Genomic DNA, 19,140 nt, shown 5'->3' on the forward strand with positions numbered 1-19,140 from the left:
ACTGCTCTAGCCAACCGCGCGACCGCCCTATCCAGGCCGTTGAGCGCTCTATCAGCCGTGTTAACCACTCATAGCCGCCACGCAACCGCTCTTAGACCTTCAAACTAAACTATAAAACAAATGCTGAGAACCTAGAGGCTCTCAGCATTTTTATTACCATCTTTAGATCTTTACTTCATCTAAGAACGCCATAACTTGTTCAGGTGACTTCGCAAACGCACTATGCAAGTGTGCATGCTTTTCACCATTTTTGAAGACTAACAAGCTTGGAATACCCATGACTTCATACTTCTCAGCGATTTCAGGAATAACGTCGCGATCCGCATCATACCATGTGTATGTATCGTATTTTTCAACGATTGGATCGATGAACATGTCCATACGCTTACAGTCAGGGCACCAGCCAGCTTCAAACTTCACAAGCACTGGTTTGTCGCTCGCAATGATTTCTTCAAACTCACTTGCTGTTTTAATTTCTTTCATTTCTATCGCCTCCATTCAATGAATAGTGTACAATGATTCTAAAGCATTGGGAATTAAAGTGCTTATTTTAAAAAGTCAGATTAAATATGAAATAAATATTGCGAAATAGTTTCAAATGATTTATACTAGCAATTATAGGCAATGCGTATTTTTTTTACGCTATAAATGAATGAGTGTTCATTCAAAGAACATAAGGGGAGGATTGCACGTGACTTATCAAATTAGAAAAGCGGCAGTTTTAGGATCTGGAGTTATGGGTTCTGGTATTGCAGCACACTTAGCGAATATTGGCATTCCCGTACTTTTATTGGATATCGTACCACCGAAATTAGGTGCAGACGACGAGGCCAAAGGATTAACGTATGACGATCCAAAGTTCCGTAATAAGTTTGCGGCTACAGCATTGGAGAAATTACAAAAACAAAAGCCGGCACCTCTGACAACGAAGAAAAGCTTAGCATTACTTACACCAGGAAATTTCGAGGACCATTTGGATCAATTGAAAGACGTAGATTGGATCATTGAAGTCGTCGTAGAAAACCTTGATATTAAAAAGAGTTTATATGAAAAGATTGAAAATGTGCGAAAGCCAGGCACCATCATTTCATCCAATACATCGGGTATTAGTATTGAAGCGATGACAGAAGGACGTTCGGAAGATTTCCAGAAACACTTCCTTGGCACACACTTCTTCAATCCTCCAAGATACTTGAAATTGCTTGAGATTATTCCTACAAAAACTACATCACCTGAAGTTGTCGAGTTCATGACAGTGTTCGGTGAGGATCGTTTAGGTAAGGGAGTCGTTATTGCGAAAGATACACCAAACTTTATCGGCAACCGAATCGGTACGTATGGTTTACAAGTGACATTGCATGAAATGCTAGAACGCGGTTATACAATCGGAGAAATCGATTCAATTACAGGTACATTGATCGGCCGTCCGAAATCCGCAACATTCCGTACATTGGATGTAGTGGGACTAGACACGTATATGCACGTTGCGAAAAACGTCTACGATCAAACGACAGGTGAAGAGCAAAAAATCTTCGAACTGCCAGACGTCGTTACGAAAATGATTGATAATGGCTGGATCGGTGCGAAGGCGAAACAAGGCTTCTACGTTAAAGAAGGCCGAGATATTCTTGAACTCGATATGAAGACATTAGAATATATTCCTACACAGAAAATGAAAGCGCCTTCAATCGAAATGGCAAAACAGCAAAAAGGACTAGCTAACAAAGTGAAAACATTGCTGTATGCAAAAGATCGTGCAGGCGAGATTTTATGGAATACATTAACACCGACAATGCTATATGCTGCCCAACTTCATGGAGAAATTGCAGACGATATCGTTTCGATCGACAACGCAATGAAATGGGGCTTCGGCTGGACGCAAGGACCGTTTGAAATTTGGGACGCAATCGGCGTGAAGAAGTCTGTTGACATGCTAAAAGAAGAAGGTAAGGAAATTCCTGAATTCGTTCAGTCATTGCTCGATAAAGGCTATGAAACTTTCTATAAAGAAGAGGATGGCGACACGTACTACTTCGACGGCTCGGACTATCAGGTTGTGCAAGTAAATGAGAAAGCTATCAACTTGAAGCAGTATAAGAAAAAGCACGGCGTGATCAAGAAAAATTCTGGCGCAAGCTTGATCGATCTTGGCGATGGCGTAGCTCTACTAGAATTCCATTCACAATCAAATGCTATTGGTCTAGACATCATTCAGATGATCAACTTCGCGGTAGATGAAGTGGAGAAGAACTTCAAAGGGCTTGTGATCGGGAATCAGGGGAAAAACTTCTGTGTCGGCGCAAACCTAGGCATGATTTTAATGGAAGCGCAAGATGATAATATCTTTGAACTCGACTTTGTCATCCGTTCATTCCAGAATGCGATGTTGAAGATTAAATATAGTGGCAAGCCGGTTGTTGTGGCACCATTCCAGATGACGCTAGGTGGCGGGGCGGAAGTTTGTCTTCCAGCTGCACATATTCAGGCATCTATGGAAACGTATATGGGACTTGTTGAAGTAGGGGTAGGCTTGATTCCTGGAGGTGGCGGAAACGTCAACTTGTATCAGAAGCATCTGAAAGGTTTACCGAACGGTGTACCTACTGATTATCAACATATTGCGAATAAAGTATTCGAATCGATCGCGATGGCGAAAGTTTCAACATCGGCTGACGAAGCAAGAGAGAATAACTTCCTCGACTTTGCAGACGGCATAAGTGTCAATCCAGATCATCAGATTTATGATGCGAAGCAAGCGGCACTGGCTTTATTTGAAGCGGGCTACGTTGCACCAAAGCGAGCGAAAGTTCCCGTAACAGGCGATTCGGGCTATGCGACATTATTGTTAGCAGCTGAAGGCATGTACGGTTCTGGATTCATTAGCGAACATGATTTGAAAATTGCGAAGAAACTCGCGTACGTGCTAGCAGGCGGAAAAATTCCGTACGGTACACGTGTGGATGAGCAGTACTTACTTGATTTAGAACGCGAAGCATTTTTAAGTTTAGTAGCAGAACCGAAATCACAGCAGCGTATGCAGCATATGCTGGTCAAGGGTAAGCCGTTACGTAACTGATGAGAGATAGTTAAAGGAGGAAACAGAATGCGCGAAGCAGTAATTGTAGCCGGTGCTCGAACACCGATTGGAAAAGCAGGAAGAGGTTCTTTGGCAACTGTCCGTCCGGATGATCTTGGGGCGTTGACTATAAAGGAAACATTGAAACGTGCAGGGAATTATGATGGACCGATCGATGATTTAATCATCGGTTGTGCCATGCCTGAAGCGGAACAAGGAATGAACGTAGCGCGTAATATTGGCGCATTGGCAGGGTTACCGGATACGACACCAGCCGTAACGGTCAACCGCTTTTGTTCATCTGGCTTACAGTCGATCGCCTATGCAGCAGAGCGAATCATGCTCGGTCACTCAGAAGCTGTCTTAGCAGGTGGCGTTGAATCGATGAGTATGGTTCCGATGATGGGAAACACGATTCGTCCAAACTTTAAATTAGCAGAAGAAGCGCCTGAATATTATATGGGAATGGGACATACAGCCGAGCAAGTGGCGCAAAAGTATGGTATCTCACGTGAAGATCAGGACGCGTTCGCAGTCGAATCACATAAACGTACGGAAGCGGCAATCAAAGAAAATAAATTTGTTGATGAGATTGTACCTGTTGAAGTAACGAAGCGTTTTGTCGATGCAGACGGCAAGTATCAGGAAAAGACGGTTTTATTCGAAATGGATGAAGGCGTGCGTCCTGGCACGACGACGGAAGTACTGGGGAAATTACGTCCGGCATTCGCAGCGAAAGGTTCCGTAACAGCTGGTAACGCGTCACAAACATCTGACGGTGCAGGAATGGTCTTATTAATGGATCGAGAAGTTGCTGAACAGCGCGGCTTGAAGCCGATGGCAAAATTCCTTTCATTCGCAGTAGGCGGCGTTCCACCAGAAGTGATGGGGATCGGACCGATTGTAGCTGTGCCTAAAGCATTGAAGCTTGCAGGTTTATCTATTGAAGATATCGATCTTTTTGAGCTCAATGAAGCATTTGCCTCTCAGTCGCTCGCAGTTATTCGCGAACTAGGACTTGATACAGATAAAGTGAACGTCAATGGTGGCGCGATTTCATCAGGTCATCCACTAGGCGCAACAGGAACTATTTTGACGTTGAAATTAATTAATGAATTGAAACGCCAAGGCAAAAAGTACGGTGTCGTCACGATGTGTATCGGTGGCGGAATGGGAGCAGCTGGAGTGTTCGAAGTTCTATAAAAATAATACAGACAAACAATAGGGGGAAATTATATGACTAAAGCTATGGAGGGAACTATTATGACTGAATTCGTAAAAGGTGGCGCATTTTTAACTGAGGATATGGACGCAAGTCGCGTATTTACACCAGAGGACTTCACAGATGAGCAAAAGATGATTGCCAAAACAACGGAAGAGTACGTAAAAAACGACGTAACACCGTTAATTGAAAAGCTAGAGAACCATGAATTTGAAAACTCTGTAACATTGCTGAAGAAAGCTGGAGATCTAGGTCTTCTAGCAGCAGATATTCCAGAAGAGTATGAGGGACTTGCACTAGATAAGATTTCATCTGCATTGATTGCGGAGAAATTATCAGTGGCAGGCGGCTTCTCAATCACTCACGGAGCGCACGTAGGGATCGGTACATTACCGATCGTTCTATTCGGTAACCATGAACAAAAAATGAAGTACTTGCCAAACTCCGCAAGTGGAGCGAAAATTTCCGCTTATGCATTGACAGAGCCAAGCTCAGGATCAGACGCATTAGGCGCGAAGACCACTGCTAAATTAAACGCTGCAGGTACACACTATGTACTGAACGGTGAAAAACAGTGGATCACAAACTCTGCATTTGCTGATGTATTCGTAGTCTACGCAAAAGTAGATGGCGACAAGTTCACAGCGTTTATCGTAGAAAAAGAATATCCAGGCGTTTCAGTAGGACCCGAAGAGAAGAAAATGGGTATCAAATCATCTTCTACACGTACGTTGATTCTAGAAGACGCAGAAGTACCTGTTGAAAACTTATTAGGTGAAATTGGTCGCGGACACGTGATCGCGTTTAACATTCTAAACATCGGTCGGTACAAGCTTGGAGTAGGTACAATCGGCGGATCGAAGCGTGCACTTGAATTGGCTATCAAATATGCGAATCAGCGTAAGCAGTTCGACACACCGATTTCTTCATTCAACTTAACGAAAGAAAAATTCGGTACGATGGCTTCTATGTTGTACGCAACAGAAAGCTTGATCTATCGTACAGTTGGATACTTCGAAGAGCGTAACGCGGCGATGAGCCCTGAAGAGCAAAAAGACGGCGCGAAAGTAGCGGCTTCCATTGCTGAATACGCAATTGAATGTTCTATCAATAAAGTAGTAGGTTCAGAAGTGTTGGATTACATTTCGGATGAAGCAGTTCAAATCCACGGCGGTTACGGCTTCATGGCTGAGTACGAAGTAGAGCGTATCTACCGCGACTCACGTATTAACCGTATTTTCGAAGGAACGAATGAAATCAACCGAATGATCGTTCCAGGCACATTCTTGAAGAAAGCAATGAAAGGCGAATTGCCATTGCTTCAACAAGCACAAGCATTGCAAGAAGAGTTGTTAATGCTTATGCCGGAAGAAGTGGGCGACGAAGCATTGGCTCAAGAGAAGGCGCTTGTGAAGAACGCGAAGAAAATCGGCATCTTGGTTGCAGGACTTGCAGCACAGCGTTATGGCACGAAGTTGGATCAAGAGCAAGAGATTCTTGTGAACATCGCAGATATTGCGAATGATCTATTCGGTATGGAGTCTGCATTGCTTCGTACGGAGAAGGCGATCAACAAGAACGGCGAAAAGAAAGAGAACCAGAAGCTTCTTTATACACAGATCTTCTGTCAAGAAGCGTTCGGACGCATCGAAGCGGCAGCAAAAGAGACATTGCTTGCAGCAGTAGACGGCGACAACCAGCGCATGATGATTTCGGCGTTGCGTAAGTTGACTCGTAACAATCCGTATAACTTGATTGCGAAGAAGCGTGAAGCGGCTGAGAAGCTGATCGAAGCAGAGAAGTATATCGTATAATTATAGCTTAGACAAAACGCCTCCTACGTGGGGCGTTTTTTGTTGTTTCTGGAATTGTTTAAGTTCAAGTTCCAAAGCAAGTGCTTGGGAGTAGTGAGTGAATTTGTGTAGGGGAGGGGATGGAAGCTCCAGTTGGGGGACGCTTTCCCATGGGCTCGGCTTGAGCCGCTTCCTACGCTTCGCTCCGTCCAGGGTCTCAAGGCTTTCGCTGATCCATCGGGAGTCGCCCCCAACTTCCGCTTCCATCCTACGTTGATAGTACGGTTACTCAGATCACTCATTGAAGGTAGTATTTGAATTATTGTTTTGTCTTTACTTATTTAGATTCAAGTACTGAAGTTCAAAAATCCATTACAAAACGTATTTCAATGCACTATAAAAAAGTGTCTCCTCCTTACATTGCAAGGGATTGGAGTGTAGGAGGGGCGACTCTGGGAGGATCAGCGGGACAGGTGAAACACCCTGCGAGCGAAGCGAAGGGGTGTGGTTCACCGCCCGCCCTCCAGAACGCGTCCCCTCCGAAGCGCAAATCCCCACCCCAGCACTCTGCCAGCTTCTCATTGTTATCACGCCAAACTAGTATCCACACGCCTTTATTTGCTATACTGAAAAAAAGGAGGATTACGACTATGACTATCACATACTACGGCTATCCGAAATGTACCACATGCCGCAAAGCGAAGAAATGGCTCGAGAACGAGGGGATTTCATTCGAAGAACACAACATCGCCGAACAACCACCGAGCGAAGACGACCTTCGTAGCATGATCGCAAACTCCGGGCTCGAAATGAAGAAGTTCTTCAACACAAGCGGCATGAAATATCGCGAGCTCAATTTGAAAGACAAACTACCTACCATGACAGACGACGAAAAGATCGCACTCCTCGCTTCAGACGGAATGCTCATCAAACGTCCACTCGTGTCGGACAACCAAAAAGTGACCGTTGGTTTCAATGAAACAACATTCGCAGAAACATGGAAGAAATGATCTAGAATCTTGTCTTTACGCGGGAACTATGGCAAACTAAAGATAGATAAACTATTATATTTTTGGAGGTAACGACATGAGCACACCAAAAGATTTACGTTATTCAGAAGAGCACGAATGGGTAAAAGAAGAAGACGGTAAATACCGTATCGGAATCACACATTTTGCACAGTCTGAACTAGGGGATATCGTATTCGTTGAACTCCCACAAGTTGGCGATCAATTGAAATCTGACGAGCCTTTCGGAAGCGTTGAATCAGTGAAAACTGTTTCTGAATTGTATGCTCCACTAACTGGTAAAGTTGTAGAAGTGAACGAAAACCTTGAAGACAGCCCTGAATTGGTTAACGAATCTCCATACGAAGGTGCATGGATGGTTGTAGTTGAAATCGATGACAAAGCTGAATTGGATGCGTTAATGACAGCTGAACAATACGAAGAAATGACAGCTGAATAATCATCACAAAGGAAAGCGCTGGAACGTCTCAGCGTTTTTTTTACACTCTAGGAGGAAGCGCATGGACCTGAAAGTTCTCATTGTAGAAGGCGGTTCGGATCGTAAGCGGTTAGTGCCGATCCTTGCAGAGCCTGTAGAGATTCTTTGTACGAATGGTACCATCAGTGCGTACCACATCGAAGAACTGCTTGAGCCGTACGAGCAACATGAAATCTTCATATTTTTGGATGCGGACGCGTCAGGTGAATCCATTCGAAAGCTGTTCAAACAACTGTATCCGGAAGCTAGACACCTATACACGGATCGTCTCTATCGTGAAGTGGAGACGACGCCTATCAAGCTATTGGCCAGCATTTTAGCTGCCGCCAATTTTAAAGTACATCCTAAATTTTTGGCAGGTGGAACACATGAATAATTGGTCAATCGAAGACTGGAAACATGCAAAGGCGGCGGAGCAAATAGCCGCTTTTTATTTATTTACACCTATGTGTGGTACCTGTGCAGTCGCTTCGAAAATGTTAACGGTAATAGAAGCGATGCGACCGGAATTGCCCATTGGAAAAGCGGATTTGAATTACGTCCAGGATATTGCAATCGAATATGAAGTAGAGAGCGTTCCTTGTTTGCTCATTCAACGAAAAGGCGAGCCGATAGAAAAAATTTACGCTTTTCAATCTGTACCTTATCTACTGGAGAAGCTCAGTTGACAATAGAATTCGAAGTATGGTATAAGTAGATAATCAATTGAATACGTAACTCTTATAAAGAGCGGTGGAGGGAAGTGCCCTATGAAGCCCGGCAACCGTCACATATGTGAAATGGTGCCAATTCACTCAAAGTGTAATGCTTTGATAGATGAGAGAAATGTTAACGTACATATGTATATACGTTGGACCTTTCTGCTCAACTGCAGGAAGGTCTTTTTAAATTAAAGGTGGTGCGGAAAATGATTCAACTAGCAAACGTTCATAAAAGGTTCCAATTGAACCGTTCAGAAATTGTCGCAGTAGATGATGTGACATTTGACATCGAAGAAGGAGAAATTTTCGGCGTCATCGGATACAGCGGAGCAGGTAAAAGTACATTGATCAGACTACTGAATGGTCTTGAAACTCCGACGTCCGGTAGTATTAAGATTAATGAACAGGAAATGACGACGTTAAAAGGTGCAGGCTTGCGCAATGCGCGACAGAAAATCAGCATGATCTTTCAACACTTTAATTTGTTGTGGTCGAGAACGGTAGAAGAGAATATCATGTTTCCTCTTGAAATCGCTGGCGTGAAGAAATCGGCACGCAAGCAAAAAGTCAAAGAACTAATTGATTTAGTTGGATTGACAGGACGCGAAAAGGCGTATCCATCACAACTTTCAGGCGGTCAGAAGCAACGTGTCGGTATTGCACGTGCCCTTGCAAATGATCCGGAAGTATTGCTTTGTGATGAAGCGACATCCGCACTCGATCCAGAAACAACGAATGCTATTCTGGATTTATTAACGGATATTAATGAACGTCTTGGACTGACAATTGTTTTGATTACGCATGAAATGCATGTCATTCGTAAGATCTGTAATCGGGTGGCGGTCATGGAAGCCGGAAAAGTGATGGAAATCGGTAACGTGTTGGACGTTTTCCAATCTCCACAGGCTGATATTACGAAGCGTTTCATTTCACAAGTGACAGATACTGGTGATACGGATGCAGCGATGGCTCATTTACAAGAAGAAGTACCTCAAGGGAAGCTAGTGAAGTTAGCCTTCATTGGAGAGCGTACGGAACAGCCAGTGCTTGCTGAGTTAATCCGTAAATTTCCAATTGACGTCAACATCGTACAAGGGAATATTTCGACTACGCGTGACGGCGCATATGGCACATTAGTACTTCAATTGGTAGGCGATACAGCGATCATTGATGAAGCAATCGTCTTCTTAGATGCCAATGAAGTAAAGACGGAGGTGCTGCTACATGATTGAGCAATGGTTCCCGAATGTTGACTGGGACAAAATGTGGCTTGCGACAGGCGAGACGCTCTATATGTCCGCATACTCGACATTCTTTACGTTCGTTTTTGGTATCGCACTTGGACTTATATTGTTTTTGACTAGCCCAGGACAATTATGGGCTAATAAAATGATTAACGTTATTACTGGCGCGTTCGTGAATATATTCCGATCAATTCCATTCATCATTTTAATTATTTTACTTATCCCATTTACAAAGTTATTGTTTGACAGCATGCGTGGACCGAATGCGGCATTGCCTGCGTTAATCATCGGGGCGGCTCCATTTTACGGACGCATGGTATTGATCGCGTTGCAGGAAATCGATAAAGGGGTTATCGAAGCAGCTCGCTCAATGGGTGCCAAAACATCCACTATTATTTTCAAGGTCTTGTTGCCTGAATCGATGCCAGCATTGGTTTCTGGAATTACGGTGACATCTATTGCACTTGTCGGCTATACGGCGATGGCAGGGGTCATTGGTGCTGGAGGGCTCGGTACACTTGCGTATTTAGAGGGGTTCCAGCGTAGCAGGGAAGACGTTACGATCATGGCAACGATTTTAGTATTGGTTGTCGTATTCATCATCCAAATTATTGGTGATCTCATTGTAAAACGTTTGGACAAACGGTAATAGGATTTTCAGGGTAACCTGTTGACCATAAAACATTCCATTAATGGAGAGGGAGAAATGTGGAGATGAAGAAATTTTTATTCGGTTTATTCGCAGCAGTATTAGTGCTTGCACTGGCAGCATGCGGAACGAAAGACGATAGCAAGGACGGGGCAGCACCAGATGTGGACGAGGCTGAAAAAGGCGAGAAAACAACATTGACAGTAGGGGCGTCTAACACGCCACACGCAGTCATTTTGGAAGAAGCAAAGCCATTACTAGCTGAAAAGGGCTATGATTTAGTAATTGAAAGTTACACAGATTATGTACTTCCCAATAAAGATTTGGATGAAGGTGAATTGGATGCGAACTACTTCCAACACATTCCATACTTAGAAAGTCAGATTGCTGATTTCGGTTATGATTTCGTCAATGCTGGTGCAATCCACATCGAGCCAATCGGTGTGTACTCTAAGAAATATGATTCACTTGAAGAACTTCCTGAAGGTGCTACAATCTTGATCAGTAACTCGGTTGCAGATCACGGACGTGTACTGGCTATGCTTGAGGAAAAAGGCTTGATTAAGTTGGCTGACGACATAGAAAAAGTGAAAGCAGAAGTAGGAGATATCGTAGAAAATCCGAAAGATCTAAAGTTTGATGCGAACTACGAAGCGGCATTAATGCCTCAGTTATATGCGAATGATGAAGGCGATGCATTGTTGATCAACTCGAACTTTGCAATCGACGCTGGTTTAAATCCAATGGAAGATTCTATTGCGCTAGAAGATAAAGAGTCTCCTTATGTTAACGTAATTGCTGTAAATAGCGGTGACGAAGACAGTGATGCAATCAAAGCTTTGGTCGAAGTATTGACTTCAGAACAAATCCAAAACTTCATTTTAGACGAATGGTCTGGATCAGTCGTTCCAGTACAATAAACAAAGAAATGCCGGTAGCTATTGCAGCTACCGGTTTTTTATTAGGCTAGTTAAGCTCAATCATTTGCGTGAGCGCTCTATTACGCCCGCTAAGCGCTCTATTCAAGCGTTTGAATGCTCTATAGGGCATGTTATTCGCTCTATTCGCATCCGTATTCGCTCATAGACCTCCCATAACCGCTCATAGACAACCCACGACCTCTAAATAAATTTACATTAACCCCAAACAAAATCTTCTTTATTCTTTCGACATGTGGTAAAGTTAATTTTGTTTGAGTAATACATATGTGTATTTGAGGAGGACGTATTGTGAAGTTTAAATTAGGGCTTATTTGGCGAATTTTGATTGCCATTGCCCTGGCAATTGGACTAGGCTTGTTATTGCCGACGATCCATGAAGGATTTGCGCATTGGTTCGTTCGTTTAGCAGCCACATTTAATATGTTATTCGGTGGATTCTTGAACTTTGTAGTTCCACTGATCATCATCGCGTTTATCGCACCAAGTATTGCAAAGCTCGGGGCAGGTTCAGGCAAACTACTAGGCATGTCTGCTGCGTTTGCTTATGGCTCTACAATTATCGCTGGATTGCTTGCGTATTTTGCAGCAACAAATATATTACCGAACTTTATTCAACCAACGACTAATACGGACATTGCAGAGGGCGCACGTGAAGCTGGAGTCGCATTCTTTGAAATGGAAATGGATCCAATGATGGGGATCATGACAGCACTATTGCTAGCATTTTTACTTGGAATTGGCATGGCAGCAATCAAAGGAAAGACGATGTTATCATTTTTTGATGAGTTTAATTTGATTATTGATAAGGTTATTTCCGTTGTAATCATACCATTACTACCATTCCATATTTTCGGGATTTTCCTGAATATGACGTATACAGGGGAAGTAGCAAACGTGCTTTCTGTCTTCGTATTCGTTTTCATTATGATTATTGCACTTCATTTGATCATGCTGACTTTCCAATACACAGTGGCGGGAACATTGAACAAACGTAATCCGTTTATGTTAATGAAAACGATGCTACCTGCGTATTTAACAGCCATCGGAACTCAGTCTTCTGCTGCAACGATTCCGGTTACGCTACGCCAGGCGAAAAAGACAGGTGCTTCAGAACGCGTAACGAACTTCGCGGTTCCGTTATTCGCAACGATTCACCTGTCAGGTAGTACAATTACCATCGTCTCTTGTTCAATCGGGGTTATGCTGATGAACGGGTTCGACGTTAGCTTTGGTGCGTACTTGCAATTCATCTTTATGCTAGGTGTTACAATGATCGCAGCTCCGGGAGTACCGGGTGGTGCAGTCGTTGCCGCAACTGGACTTCTGACGACTATGCTTGGATTCACCGACGGCATGGTAGCATTAATGATCGCATTATACCTAGCACAAGATAGCTTCGGAACAGCAACAAACGTAACAGGCGACGGCGCACTTGCAATGATCGTCGACCGCTTCACTAAAAAAGTATAGAGATATAAAGGAGCTGCCCCTTCGCCATTATTTCAAATGACGAAGAGTGACAGCTCCTTTTTGACTTGCAAAAGTATAGGAAATAGGGGAAAGGTGGCATAGTGTTGAAGTAGGGATTTCGAGTGCAAAAATCTATTCCAATGCTACGCTTATCTTCACAATGTAAGTAGGTAAAACTTATTCATAGTGCATTAAAGCTAGAATTGTACTCTACTTTGAACTTGAACTTGAACTTGAACTTGTACTTGAACTAATTTTAAACATAACAATTATTCAAATACTTAGTTCAATGAATAATCTAAGTACCTGTACTATCAAAGTAGGATGGAAGCGGAAGTTGGGGGCGAAGTGCAAAGATGTGCTCCTAACGCTTCGCTTTTACTCGCAAAAGCCGTTCTTCGTTACGGCTCTTCCCGCAGGATCAGCCCGATCAGGTGAGACAACCAAAGAGAGCGCAGCGAACTGGTTGGCTCACCGCGGGCCCATGGGAAAGCGTCCCCCAACTGGAGCTTCCATCCCGAACCATTTACTAAGTAACTAACTATGCCCAAGCAATCGCTTTTAAACTCAACCTGCATAAAAAGTTCTAACTTCATCATTTTTCAATCAACTTTATTTTCTCATCTAATTCTTATGTACCAATCTACAGTTGATTCTCATTCACTAGTAGTCAATTGAAAAATAAATAACAAGAAAAACGCAGCCAGCCACAAGCTGCCAATGATATTATTCAATATTTGTAATGATTCTTAAAGATTTGCAACCAACTCGAATATGAGTTAAGATTAGAATGATACTAAATAGAGAATGGATAAACCATTCAACGTGATCATACTGGAGGTATTGGAATGGCAATTTTGGAAATTAAAGATCTTCATGTCCAAATTGAGGACAAAGAAATCTTAAAGGGTGTTACCTTAACAATAAATACAAATGAGATCCATGCAATCATGGGTCCCAATGGTACGGGGAAATCTACGCTTGCATCAGCAATCATGGGTCACCCGAAATATGAAGTCACTTCTGGATCAATTACAATTGATGGAGAAGACGTATTAGCAATGGAAGTAGATGAGCGCGCAAGAGCAGGTCTATTCCTAGCAATGCAATATCCAAGTGAAATCACTGGCGTAACGAACGCAGACTTCCTCCGTTCTGGAGTGAACGCACGTCGTGAAGAAGGCGATGAAATTTCATTGATGAAATTTATTCGTGAAATGGATAGCAAGATGGAAGTTCTTGAAATGGAAGAAGATATGGCAACTCGTTATTTAAACGAAGGTTTCTCTGGTGGAGAGAAAAAGCGTAATGAAATTCTCCAGCTAATGATGTTGAAACCAAAGTTTGCAGTACTTGACGAAATTGACTCAGGTCTAGATATCGACGCATTGAAAATTGTTTCTAACGGAATCAACCAAATGCGCGGTGAAGGTTTTGGTTGCTTGATCATCACTCACTACCAGCGTTTGTTAGACTACATCACGCCGGACAAAGTGCATATCATCATGCAAGGTAAAATCGTTAAAACTGGTGGTTCTGAATTGGCCAAGAAACTTGAAGTTGAAGGATATGACTGGATCAAAGAAGAGCTAGGTATCGAAGACGAAACTGTTGGACAAGAAGCATAAGAAAGGGGACGACTCAAAATGACGGTTGAAACAACATTGGCATTGACCGAACAAGACGTCCGCTCTTATTCCGCAAAAGTGGAGGAAGCTGCTTGGATGGCAGATTTTCGTTCGAATGCTCTAGCTAAAGCTGAAGTACTCGAAATGCCAAGACCAGATAAAACTAAGATTACAAAGTGGAATTTCACGGAATTCCCTTCACATACAGTTGAAAGCTCAATCTTCGCGGGCTTGGAAGAAATGCCAACAGAAGCGAAAGCATTGATTGATGACGAACAACAACAAAACATTTACGTGCAGCACAATAACACACCTGCATACCTTTCATTGTCAGAAGATCTGAAGTCACAAGGCGTTATTATGACGGATATCTTCACGGCATCACGCGAACACAGTGAGTTGTTGCAGAAACACTTGATGACTAATGGTGTGAAAGTGGATGAGCATAAATTAACAGCTCTTCACGCAGCATTGATCAACGGTGGAGTATTTGTCTACGTACCTAAAAACGTAGTTATCGAAGATCCACTGCAAGTACTCTTCATTCACGATAATGAAGAAGCTTCATTATTTAACCACGTAGTAATTGTCGCAGAGGAAAACAGCCAAGTAACATATGTAGAAAGCTATCTTTCTACTATCGAGCATGCGGCAACTCAAGCGAACATTGTATCTGAAGTATTTGCTATGGCGAATGCGAAAATTGTCTACGGTGCAGTCGACGTATTAGCAGAAGGTATGACAACTTATGTCAACCGTCGCGGTGTTACTGGACCTCACGCACGCATTGAGTGGGCGCTTGGACTGATGAACGACAGCAATACGATTTCTGAAAACATCACGCATTTAGTAGGTGACGGTTCATCTAGTGATATGAAATCCGTAGTCGTCGGACGCGGTAACCAGAAACAAAACTTCACATCTGAAATCGTACACTGGGGACTTGATACAGACGCTTTCATTTTGAAGCACGGTGTAATGAAAGAAAACTCTACTGCCATCTTTAATGGAATCGGTCGTATCGCAAAAGGCGCTACTCGTTCTAACGCAGTGCAAGAGTCACGTATTCTGATGTTGGGTGAAAGAGGGCGCGGAGACGCAAACCCGATTTTACTCATCGATGAAGACGATGTAACAGCAGGTCACGCAGCTTCAGTAGGACGTGTAGATCCTCTACAAATGTTCTATCTAATGAGCCGCGGTATTACACAAGAAGAAGCAGAACGCCTCATCATTCATGGTTTCTTAGCTCCAGTCGTTAGCAAATTGCCAATCGCAGGAGTTAGAAAACAATTGACGGAGGTTATTGAAAGGAAAGTGCGCTAATGCTCAGCAAAGACATCCGCAATCATTTCCCTATATTAGACCAAGAAGTCAATGGACATCCTCTTGTCTACTTGGATAGTGCGGCTACATCACAAAAGCCTGTTCAAGTAATTGAGGCACTGGATCGCTACTATCGCTTTGATAACTCGAATGTTCACCGTGGGGTGCATACACTTGGGAATCGCGCGACAGACGGCTATGAAGGTGCTCGCGAGAAAGTCCGAAAATTCATTAATGCCAAATCTACGCAAGAAGTGATCTTCATGCGCGGTACAACAACAGCTATCAACACTGTTGCGCAAAGTTATGGCCGTGCCAATGTCTCGGAAGGTGACGAGATCGTCATTACACATATGGAGCACCATTCCAATATTATTCCGTGGCAACAGCTCGCAAAAGAAACTGGCGCCGTGTTAAAATATATTGACTTAGAAGAAGACGGTACATTATCACTTGATAAAGTACGGGAAACCATTACAGACAAAACGAAAATTGTTTCGATCATGTATGTTTCCAACGTCCTCGGTACGATGAATCCGATTGAAGAAATCACAAAAATTGCCCATCAACATGGCGCAGTGATGTGTGTGGATGCTGCACAAGCAGCTCCACATTTAAAAATAGATGTACAGAATCTAGATTGCGACTTCCTTGCATTTTCCGGACACAAAATGTGTGGACCTACCGGTATCGGTGTCCTCTACGGTAAGAAGGATTTGCTCAATAATATGGAACCTATCGAATTCGGCGGCGAAATGATTGATTTTGTCGGATTATACGAATCCACATGGAAAGAGTTGCCTTGGAAATTTGAAGGTGGCACACCTATTATTGCAGGAGCTATCGGACTCGGTGCAGCCATCGACTTCCTGGAAGAAATCGGTTTGGATGCTATCGAAAAGCATGAACACGAACTAGCTGGTTATGCTATGGATAAAATGTCTGAAATCGACGGTTTGACCATTTACGGTCCAAGAGATCCAGAAAAGCGCGCAGGATTGGTCACATTCAATTTGGATGACGTCCATCCTCACGATGTTGCTACTGTACTCGATATGAATGGTATAGCTGTTCGTGCAGGTCACCATTGTGCACAACCGTTGATGAAATGGTTACAAGTTTCTTCGACAGCACGTGCTAGCTTCTATCTTTACAACACCACTGATGACGTAGATCGCCTCGTGGAAGGACTTCGCACAACAAAGGAGTATTTTAACGATGTCTACTAATAAATTAGATCAACTTTATCGTTCTGTAATTATGGAGCACTATAAACACCCGAAAAACAAAGGCGTCTTGGAGAATGGTAATGTTACAATCGACATGAACAATCCAACTTGTGGTGACGTCATCCGTTTAACAATGAACGTAGAAGACGACATCGTCAAGGATGTTAAGTTTGAAGGCGAAGGATGTTCCATTTCAATGGCATCTGCTTCCATGATGACACAGATGATTAAAGGTGAAACAACAGAGCGCGCATTGCAATTAGCTCATACTTTTTCAAATATGATGCTAGGCAAAGATATTGATGAGTCGATTGATCTTGACGACTTAGAAGCACTATCGGGTGTCGCGCAATTCCCTGCCCGCATAAAATGTGCAACATTGAGCTGGAAGGCGATGGAAAAGGGAGTCTCTGGCGAGTCGCAGTGACCTTGGCCATAGTACGAGCAATTATGGGACGGAGGAATAGTAATGGCAAAACAGATGCCGGAAATCGGCGATTACAAATATGGTTTCAGTGATAAGGACGTTTCGGTGTTCCGTTCAGAACGTGGACTGACACGCGAAATCGTAGAAGAAATTTCTGGAATGAAAAGTGAACCACAATGGATGTTGGATTACCGTCTGAAGTCTCTTGAGATCTTCTACAGTAAGCCAATGCCACAATGGGGCGGAGACTTGAATTCATTGAAATTTGATGAAATCACGTACTACGTAAAACCATCTGAAGGTGCAGAAACTTCTTGGGATGAAGTACCTGAAGAAATCAAGCGTACGTTTGATAAACTAGGTATTCCTGAAGCAGAACAAAAATACTTGGCAGGTGTATCTGCACAGTATGAATCTGAGGTAGTTTATCACAATATGAAAGAAGAACTAACAGATCTTGGAATTGTCTTTAAAGACACGGATTCTGCACTTCGTGAAAACGAAGAGTTATTCAAGCAGTATTGGGGTACAGTTATTCCAAACTCGGATAATAAATTCTCAGCGTTGAACTCTGCTGTATGGTCTGGTGGATCATTTATCTATGTACCGCCTGGCGTAAAAGTAGAAACACCGCTACAAGCGTATTTCCGTATTAACTCGGAAAACATGGGACAGTTCGAGCGTACAATGATCATCGTAGACGAAGGCGCAAGCGTTCACTACGTAGAAGGTTGTACAGCACCTGTTTACACAACAAACTCTCTACACAGTGCGGTTGTTGAAATCATCATCAAAAAAGATGCATATTGCCGTTACACGACAATCCAAAACTGGGCGAACAACGTCTACAACTTGGTAACGAAGCGTGCGGTATGTGAGCAAAATGCGACAATGGAATGGATCGATGGCAACATTGGTTCTAAATTGACGATGAAGTACCCAGCAGTCATCCTAAAAGGTGAAGGCTCACGTGGTTTGACTTTATCCATCGCATTAGCAGGTAAAGGACAGCACCAGGATGCCGGCGCGAAAATGATGCACTTGGCACCTAATACGTCTTCTACTATTGTTTCAAAATCTATCTCTCAACACGGCGGAAAAGTAACGTATCGCGGAGTTGTCCACTTCGGACGTAATGCGGACGGAGCACGTGCCAACATTGAGTGTGATACGTTGATCATGGATAAACTATCTACTTCAGATACAATTCCATACAATGAAATCTTGAATAACAATATTTCATTGGAACACGAAGCAAAAGTATCAAAAGTTTCCGAGGAGCAGCTCTTCTATTTGATGAGCCGTGGTATTCCTGAATTGGAAGCAACAGAAATGATCGTAATGGGCTTCATCGAGCCATTTACAAAAGAACTACCGATGGAATATGCGGTAGAGATGAACCGTCTGATCAAGTTCGAGATGGAAGGTTCAATCGGATAATACAATTAAACCCTGTTCGCATCTACTGGTGCGAACAGGGTTTTTTTATGTGAAGATAGTAGCTTGACCTATTTTTTCTCAACAACGGCAATTGTGCATCTGGACACACTGATTAATTTACCTGCTTCATCTGTAATTTGGATGTCCCAAACCATTGAGGTGCGGCCCCTATGGAAAGGGGTGGCGGTAGCAGTAACTATGCCATCTTTTTTACCCCGTATATGATTCGCATTGATTTCTAGCCCAACTGGATAATGTGTCTCTGGATTCAAGTTTAAAGCGGCGGCAATGCTAGCAGCTGTCTCAGCGAGCGCCACGGACGCGCCTCCATGCAGTAATCCCATCGGTTGAACGGTTTTCGGTCCAACCGGCATTTCACAGACGACTTTGTCTGGATCTAGTTCTTTAAAGGTAATTCCCAATGCACCAATCAGCGTATCTTCTAAGTCCAAACCGTCCAATAAATTAAGTTCTTTCATCCTCTTCTT

18 protein-coding genes and 1 riboswitch are annotated in these 19,140 nt (G+C 43.2%); of the genes, 16 read left to right on the forward strand and 2 right to left on the reverse strand.

The window, feature by feature from the left end; genetic code table 11:
* Window positions 1–162: 162 nt before the first annotated feature.
* The gene (locus CSV76_RS11970; protein ID WP_085426827.1) at window positions 163–483 is read right to left on the reverse strand and encodes a thioredoxin family protein; all 321 of its coding nucleotides are present in this window, start codon (window positions 481–483) and stop codon (window positions 163–165) included.
* Window positions 484–652: 169 nt separating this feature from the next.
* On the opposite strand from CSV76_RS11970, the gene CSV76_RS11975 reads away from it, so the two are divergent.
* From CSV76_RS11975 to sufB, 16 genes are all read left to right on the forward strand, one after another.
* A complete protein-coding gene (locus tag CSV76_RS11975) occupies window positions 653–3,076 on the forward strand; it encodes a 3-hydroxyacyl-CoA dehydrogenase/enoyl-CoA hydratase family protein (RefSeq protein WP_483315646.1) in 2,424 nt (807 codons plus the stop codon).
* A gap of 27 nt (window positions 3,077–3,103) precedes the next feature.
* Window positions 3,104–4,279 (forward strand): acetyl-CoA C-acetyltransferase, encoded by a 1,176-nt coding sequence (locus CSV76_RS11980; RefSeq protein ID WP_085426825.1) that lies wholly within the window; start codon window positions 3,104–3,106, stop codon window positions 4,277–4,279.
* Between the two features lie 33 nt (window positions 4,280–4,312).
* Window positions 4,313–6,112 carry an acyl-CoA dehydrogenase family protein gene (locus tag CSV76_RS11985; protein ID WP_304442270.1) on the forward strand — a complete coding sequence of 600 codons (1,800 nt, stop codon included), beginning with the start codon at window positions 4,313–4,315 and terminating at the stop codon, window positions 6,110–6,112.
* A 629-nt stretch (window positions 6,113–6,741) separates the two neighbouring features.
* Complete coding sequence (locus CSV76_RS12000; RefSeq protein ID WP_085426822.1) at window positions 6,742–7,101, forward strand: arsenate reductase family protein; 360 nt, start codon at window positions 6,742–6,744, stop codon at window positions 7,099–7,101.
* 76 nt (window positions 7,102–7,177) lie between these two features.
* Window positions 7,178–7,558: a glycine cleavage system protein GcvH gene (gene gcvH / locus CSV76_RS12005; protein ID WP_085426821.1), complete on the forward strand. Its 381-nt coding sequence runs from the start codon at window positions 7,178–7,180 to the stop codon at window positions 7,556–7,558.
* A gap of 61 nt (window positions 7,559–7,619) precedes the next feature.
* Window positions 7,620–7,973 carry a toprim domain-containing protein gene (locus tag CSV76_RS12010; protein WP_199170420.1) on the forward strand — a complete coding sequence of 118 codons (354 nt, stop codon included), beginning with the start codon at window positions 7,620–7,622 and terminating at the stop codon, window positions 7,971–7,973.
* Window positions 7,966–8,265, forward strand: coding sequence for a thioredoxin family protein (locus tag CSV76_RS12015; protein ID WP_085426820.1), 300 nt, complete (start codon window positions 7,966–7,968; stop codon window positions 8,263–8,265). Before CSV76_RS12010 ends, CSV76_RS12015 begins: the two co-directional genes overlap by 8 nt.
* Window positions 8,266–8,314: 49 nt before the next feature.
* Window positions 8,315–8,420, forward strand: a riboswitch (SAM riboswitch).
* 84 nt (window positions 8,421–8,504) lie between these two features.
* Window positions 8,505–9,530: a methionine ABC transporter ATP-binding protein gene (locus CSV76_RS12020; RefSeq protein ID WP_085426819.1), complete on the forward strand. Its 1,026-nt coding sequence runs from the start codon at window positions 8,505–8,507 to the stop codon at window positions 9,528–9,530.
* Window positions 9,523–10,191, forward strand: a complete 669-nt coding sequence (locus CSV76_RS12025) for a methionine ABC transporter permease (protein WP_085426818.1) — start codon at window positions 9,523–9,525, stop codon at window positions 10,189–10,191. The genes CSV76_RS12020 and CSV76_RS12025 overlap by 8 nt, the downstream gene beginning before the upstream one ends.
* A gap of 65 nt (window positions 10,192–10,256) precedes the next feature.
* Complete coding sequence (locus CSV76_RS12030) at window positions 10,257–11,111, forward strand: MetQ/NlpA family ABC transporter substrate-binding protein (protein WP_099625728.1); 855 nt, start codon at window positions 10,257–10,259, stop codon at window positions 11,109–11,111.
* Window positions 11,112–11,420: 309 nt separating this feature from the next.
* Window positions 11,421–12,602 (forward strand): dicarboxylate/amino acid:cation symporter, encoded by a 1,182-nt coding sequence (locus CSV76_RS12035; RefSeq protein WP_099625729.1) that lies wholly within the window; start codon window positions 11,421–11,423, stop codon window positions 12,600–12,602.
* Between the two features lie 848 nt (window positions 12,603–13,450).
* Window positions 13,451–14,230 (forward strand): Fe-S cluster assembly ATPase SufC, encoded by a 780-nt coding sequence (sufC, locus tag CSV76_RS12040; protein WP_085426815.1) that lies wholly within the window; start codon window positions 13,451–13,453, stop codon window positions 14,228–14,230.
* 18 nt (window positions 14,231–14,248) lie between these two features.
* A complete protein-coding gene (sufD, locus tag CSV76_RS12045) occupies window positions 14,249–15,556 on the forward strand; it encodes a Fe-S cluster assembly protein SufD (protein WP_085426814.1) in 1,308 nt (435 codons plus the stop codon).
* Window positions 15,556–16,785 (forward strand): cysteine desulfurase, encoded by a 1,230-nt coding sequence (locus CSV76_RS12050; RefSeq protein WP_099625730.1) that lies wholly within the window; start codon window positions 15,556–15,558, stop codon window positions 16,783–16,785. Before sufD ends, CSV76_RS12050 begins: the two co-directional genes overlap by 1 nt.
* Window positions 16,775–17,212 (forward strand): Fe-S cluster assembly sulfur transfer protein SufU, encoded by a 438-nt coding sequence (gene sufU, locus CSV76_RS12055; protein ID WP_085426812.1) that lies wholly within the window; start codon window positions 16,775–16,777, stop codon window positions 17,210–17,212. Before CSV76_RS12050 ends, sufU begins: the two co-directional genes overlap by 11 nt.
* Before the next feature lie 42 nt (window positions 17,213–17,254).
* Window positions 17,255–18,652, forward strand: coding sequence for a Fe-S cluster assembly protein SufB (gene sufB / locus CSV76_RS12060; RefSeq protein ID WP_085426811.1), 1,398 nt, complete (start codon window positions 17,255–17,257; stop codon window positions 18,650–18,652).
* A gap of 68 nt (window positions 18,653–18,720) precedes the next feature.
* Here sufB and CSV76_RS12065 read toward each other — a convergent pair whose 3' ends face one another.
* Window positions 18,721–19,131 carry a PaaI family thioesterase gene (locus tag CSV76_RS12065; protein ID WP_198166221.1) on the reverse strand — a complete coding sequence of 137 codons (411 nt, stop codon included), beginning with the start codon at window positions 19,129–19,131 and terminating at the stop codon, window positions 18,721–18,723.
* Between the last annotated feature and the right edge of the window lie 9 nt (window positions 19,132–19,140).

The sequence above is a fragment of the Sporosarcina sp. P17b genome (assembly GCF_002743115.1).
In the GTDB taxonomy this organism is placed as follows: Bacteria; Bacillota; Bacilli; order Bacillales_A; family Planococcaceae; genus Sporosarcina; species Sporosarcina ureae_C.

What these genes read in the sequence shown, in the direction of transcription:
- CSV76_RS11970 (WP_085426827.1), bottom strand. Translation starts at nt 483, where the DNA reads ATGAAAGAAATTAAAACAGCAAGTGAGTTTGAAGAAATCATTGCGAGC.
- CSV76_RS11975 (WP_483315646.1), top strand. Translation starts at nt 653, where the DNA reads ATGAGTGTTCATTCAAAGAACATAAGGGGAGGATTGCACGTGACTTAT.
- CSV76_RS11980 (WP_085426825.1), top strand. Translation starts at nt 3,104, where the DNA reads ATGCGCGAAGCAGTAATTGTAGCCGGTGCTCGAACACCGATTGGAAAA.
- CSV76_RS11985 (WP_304442270.1), top strand. Translation starts at nt 4,313, where the DNA reads ATGACTAAAGCTATGGAGGGAACTATTATGACTGAATTCGTAAAAGGT.
- CSV76_RS12000 (WP_085426822.1), top strand. Translation starts at nt 6,742, where the DNA reads ATGACTATCACATACTACGGCTATCCGAAATGTACCACATGCCGCAAA.
- gcvH (WP_085426821.1), top strand. Translation starts at nt 7,178, where the DNA reads ATGAGCACACCAAAAGATTTACGTTATTCAGAAGAGCACGAATGGGTA.
- CSV76_RS12010 (WP_199170420.1), top strand. Translation starts at nt 7,620, where the DNA reads ATGGACCTGAAAGTTCTCATTGTAGAAGGCGGTTCGGATCGTAAGCGG.
- CSV76_RS12015 (WP_085426820.1), top strand. Translation starts at nt 7,966, where the DNA reads ATGAATAATTGGTCAATCGAAGACTGGAAACATGCAAAGGCGGCGGAG.
- CSV76_RS12020 (WP_085426819.1), top strand. Translation starts at nt 8,505, where the DNA reads ATGATTCAACTAGCAAACGTTCATAAAAGGTTCCAATTGAACCGTTCA.
- CSV76_RS12025 (WP_085426818.1), top strand. Translation starts at nt 9,523, where the DNA reads ATGATTGAGCAATGGTTCCCGAATGTTGACTGGGACAAAATGTGGCTT.
- CSV76_RS12030 (WP_099625728.1), top strand. Translation starts at nt 10,257, where the DNA reads ATGAAGAAATTTTTATTCGGTTTATTCGCAGCAGTATTAGTGCTTGCA.
- sufC (WP_085426815.1), top strand. Translation starts at nt 13,451, where the DNA reads ATGGCAATTTTGGAAATTAAAGATCTTCATGTCCAAATTGAGGACAAA.
- sufD (WP_085426814.1), top strand. Translation starts at nt 14,249, where the DNA reads ATGACGGTTGAAACAACATTGGCATTGACCGAACAAGACGTCCGCTCT.
- CSV76_RS12050 (WP_099625730.1), top strand. Translation starts at nt 15,556, where the DNA reads ATGCTCAGCAAAGACATCCGCAATCATTTCCCTATATTAGACCAAGAA.
- sufU (WP_085426812.1), top strand. Translation starts at nt 16,775, where the DNA reads ATGTCTACTAATAAATTAGATCAACTTTATCGTTCTGTAATTATGGAG.
- sufB (WP_085426811.1), top strand. Translation starts at nt 17,255, where the DNA reads ATGGCAAAACAGATGCCGGAAATCGGCGATTACAAATATGGTTTCAGT.
- CSV76_RS12065 (WP_198166221.1), bottom strand. Translation starts at nt 19,131, where the DNA reads ATGAAAGAACTTAATTTATTGGACGGTTTGGACTTAGAAGATACGCTG.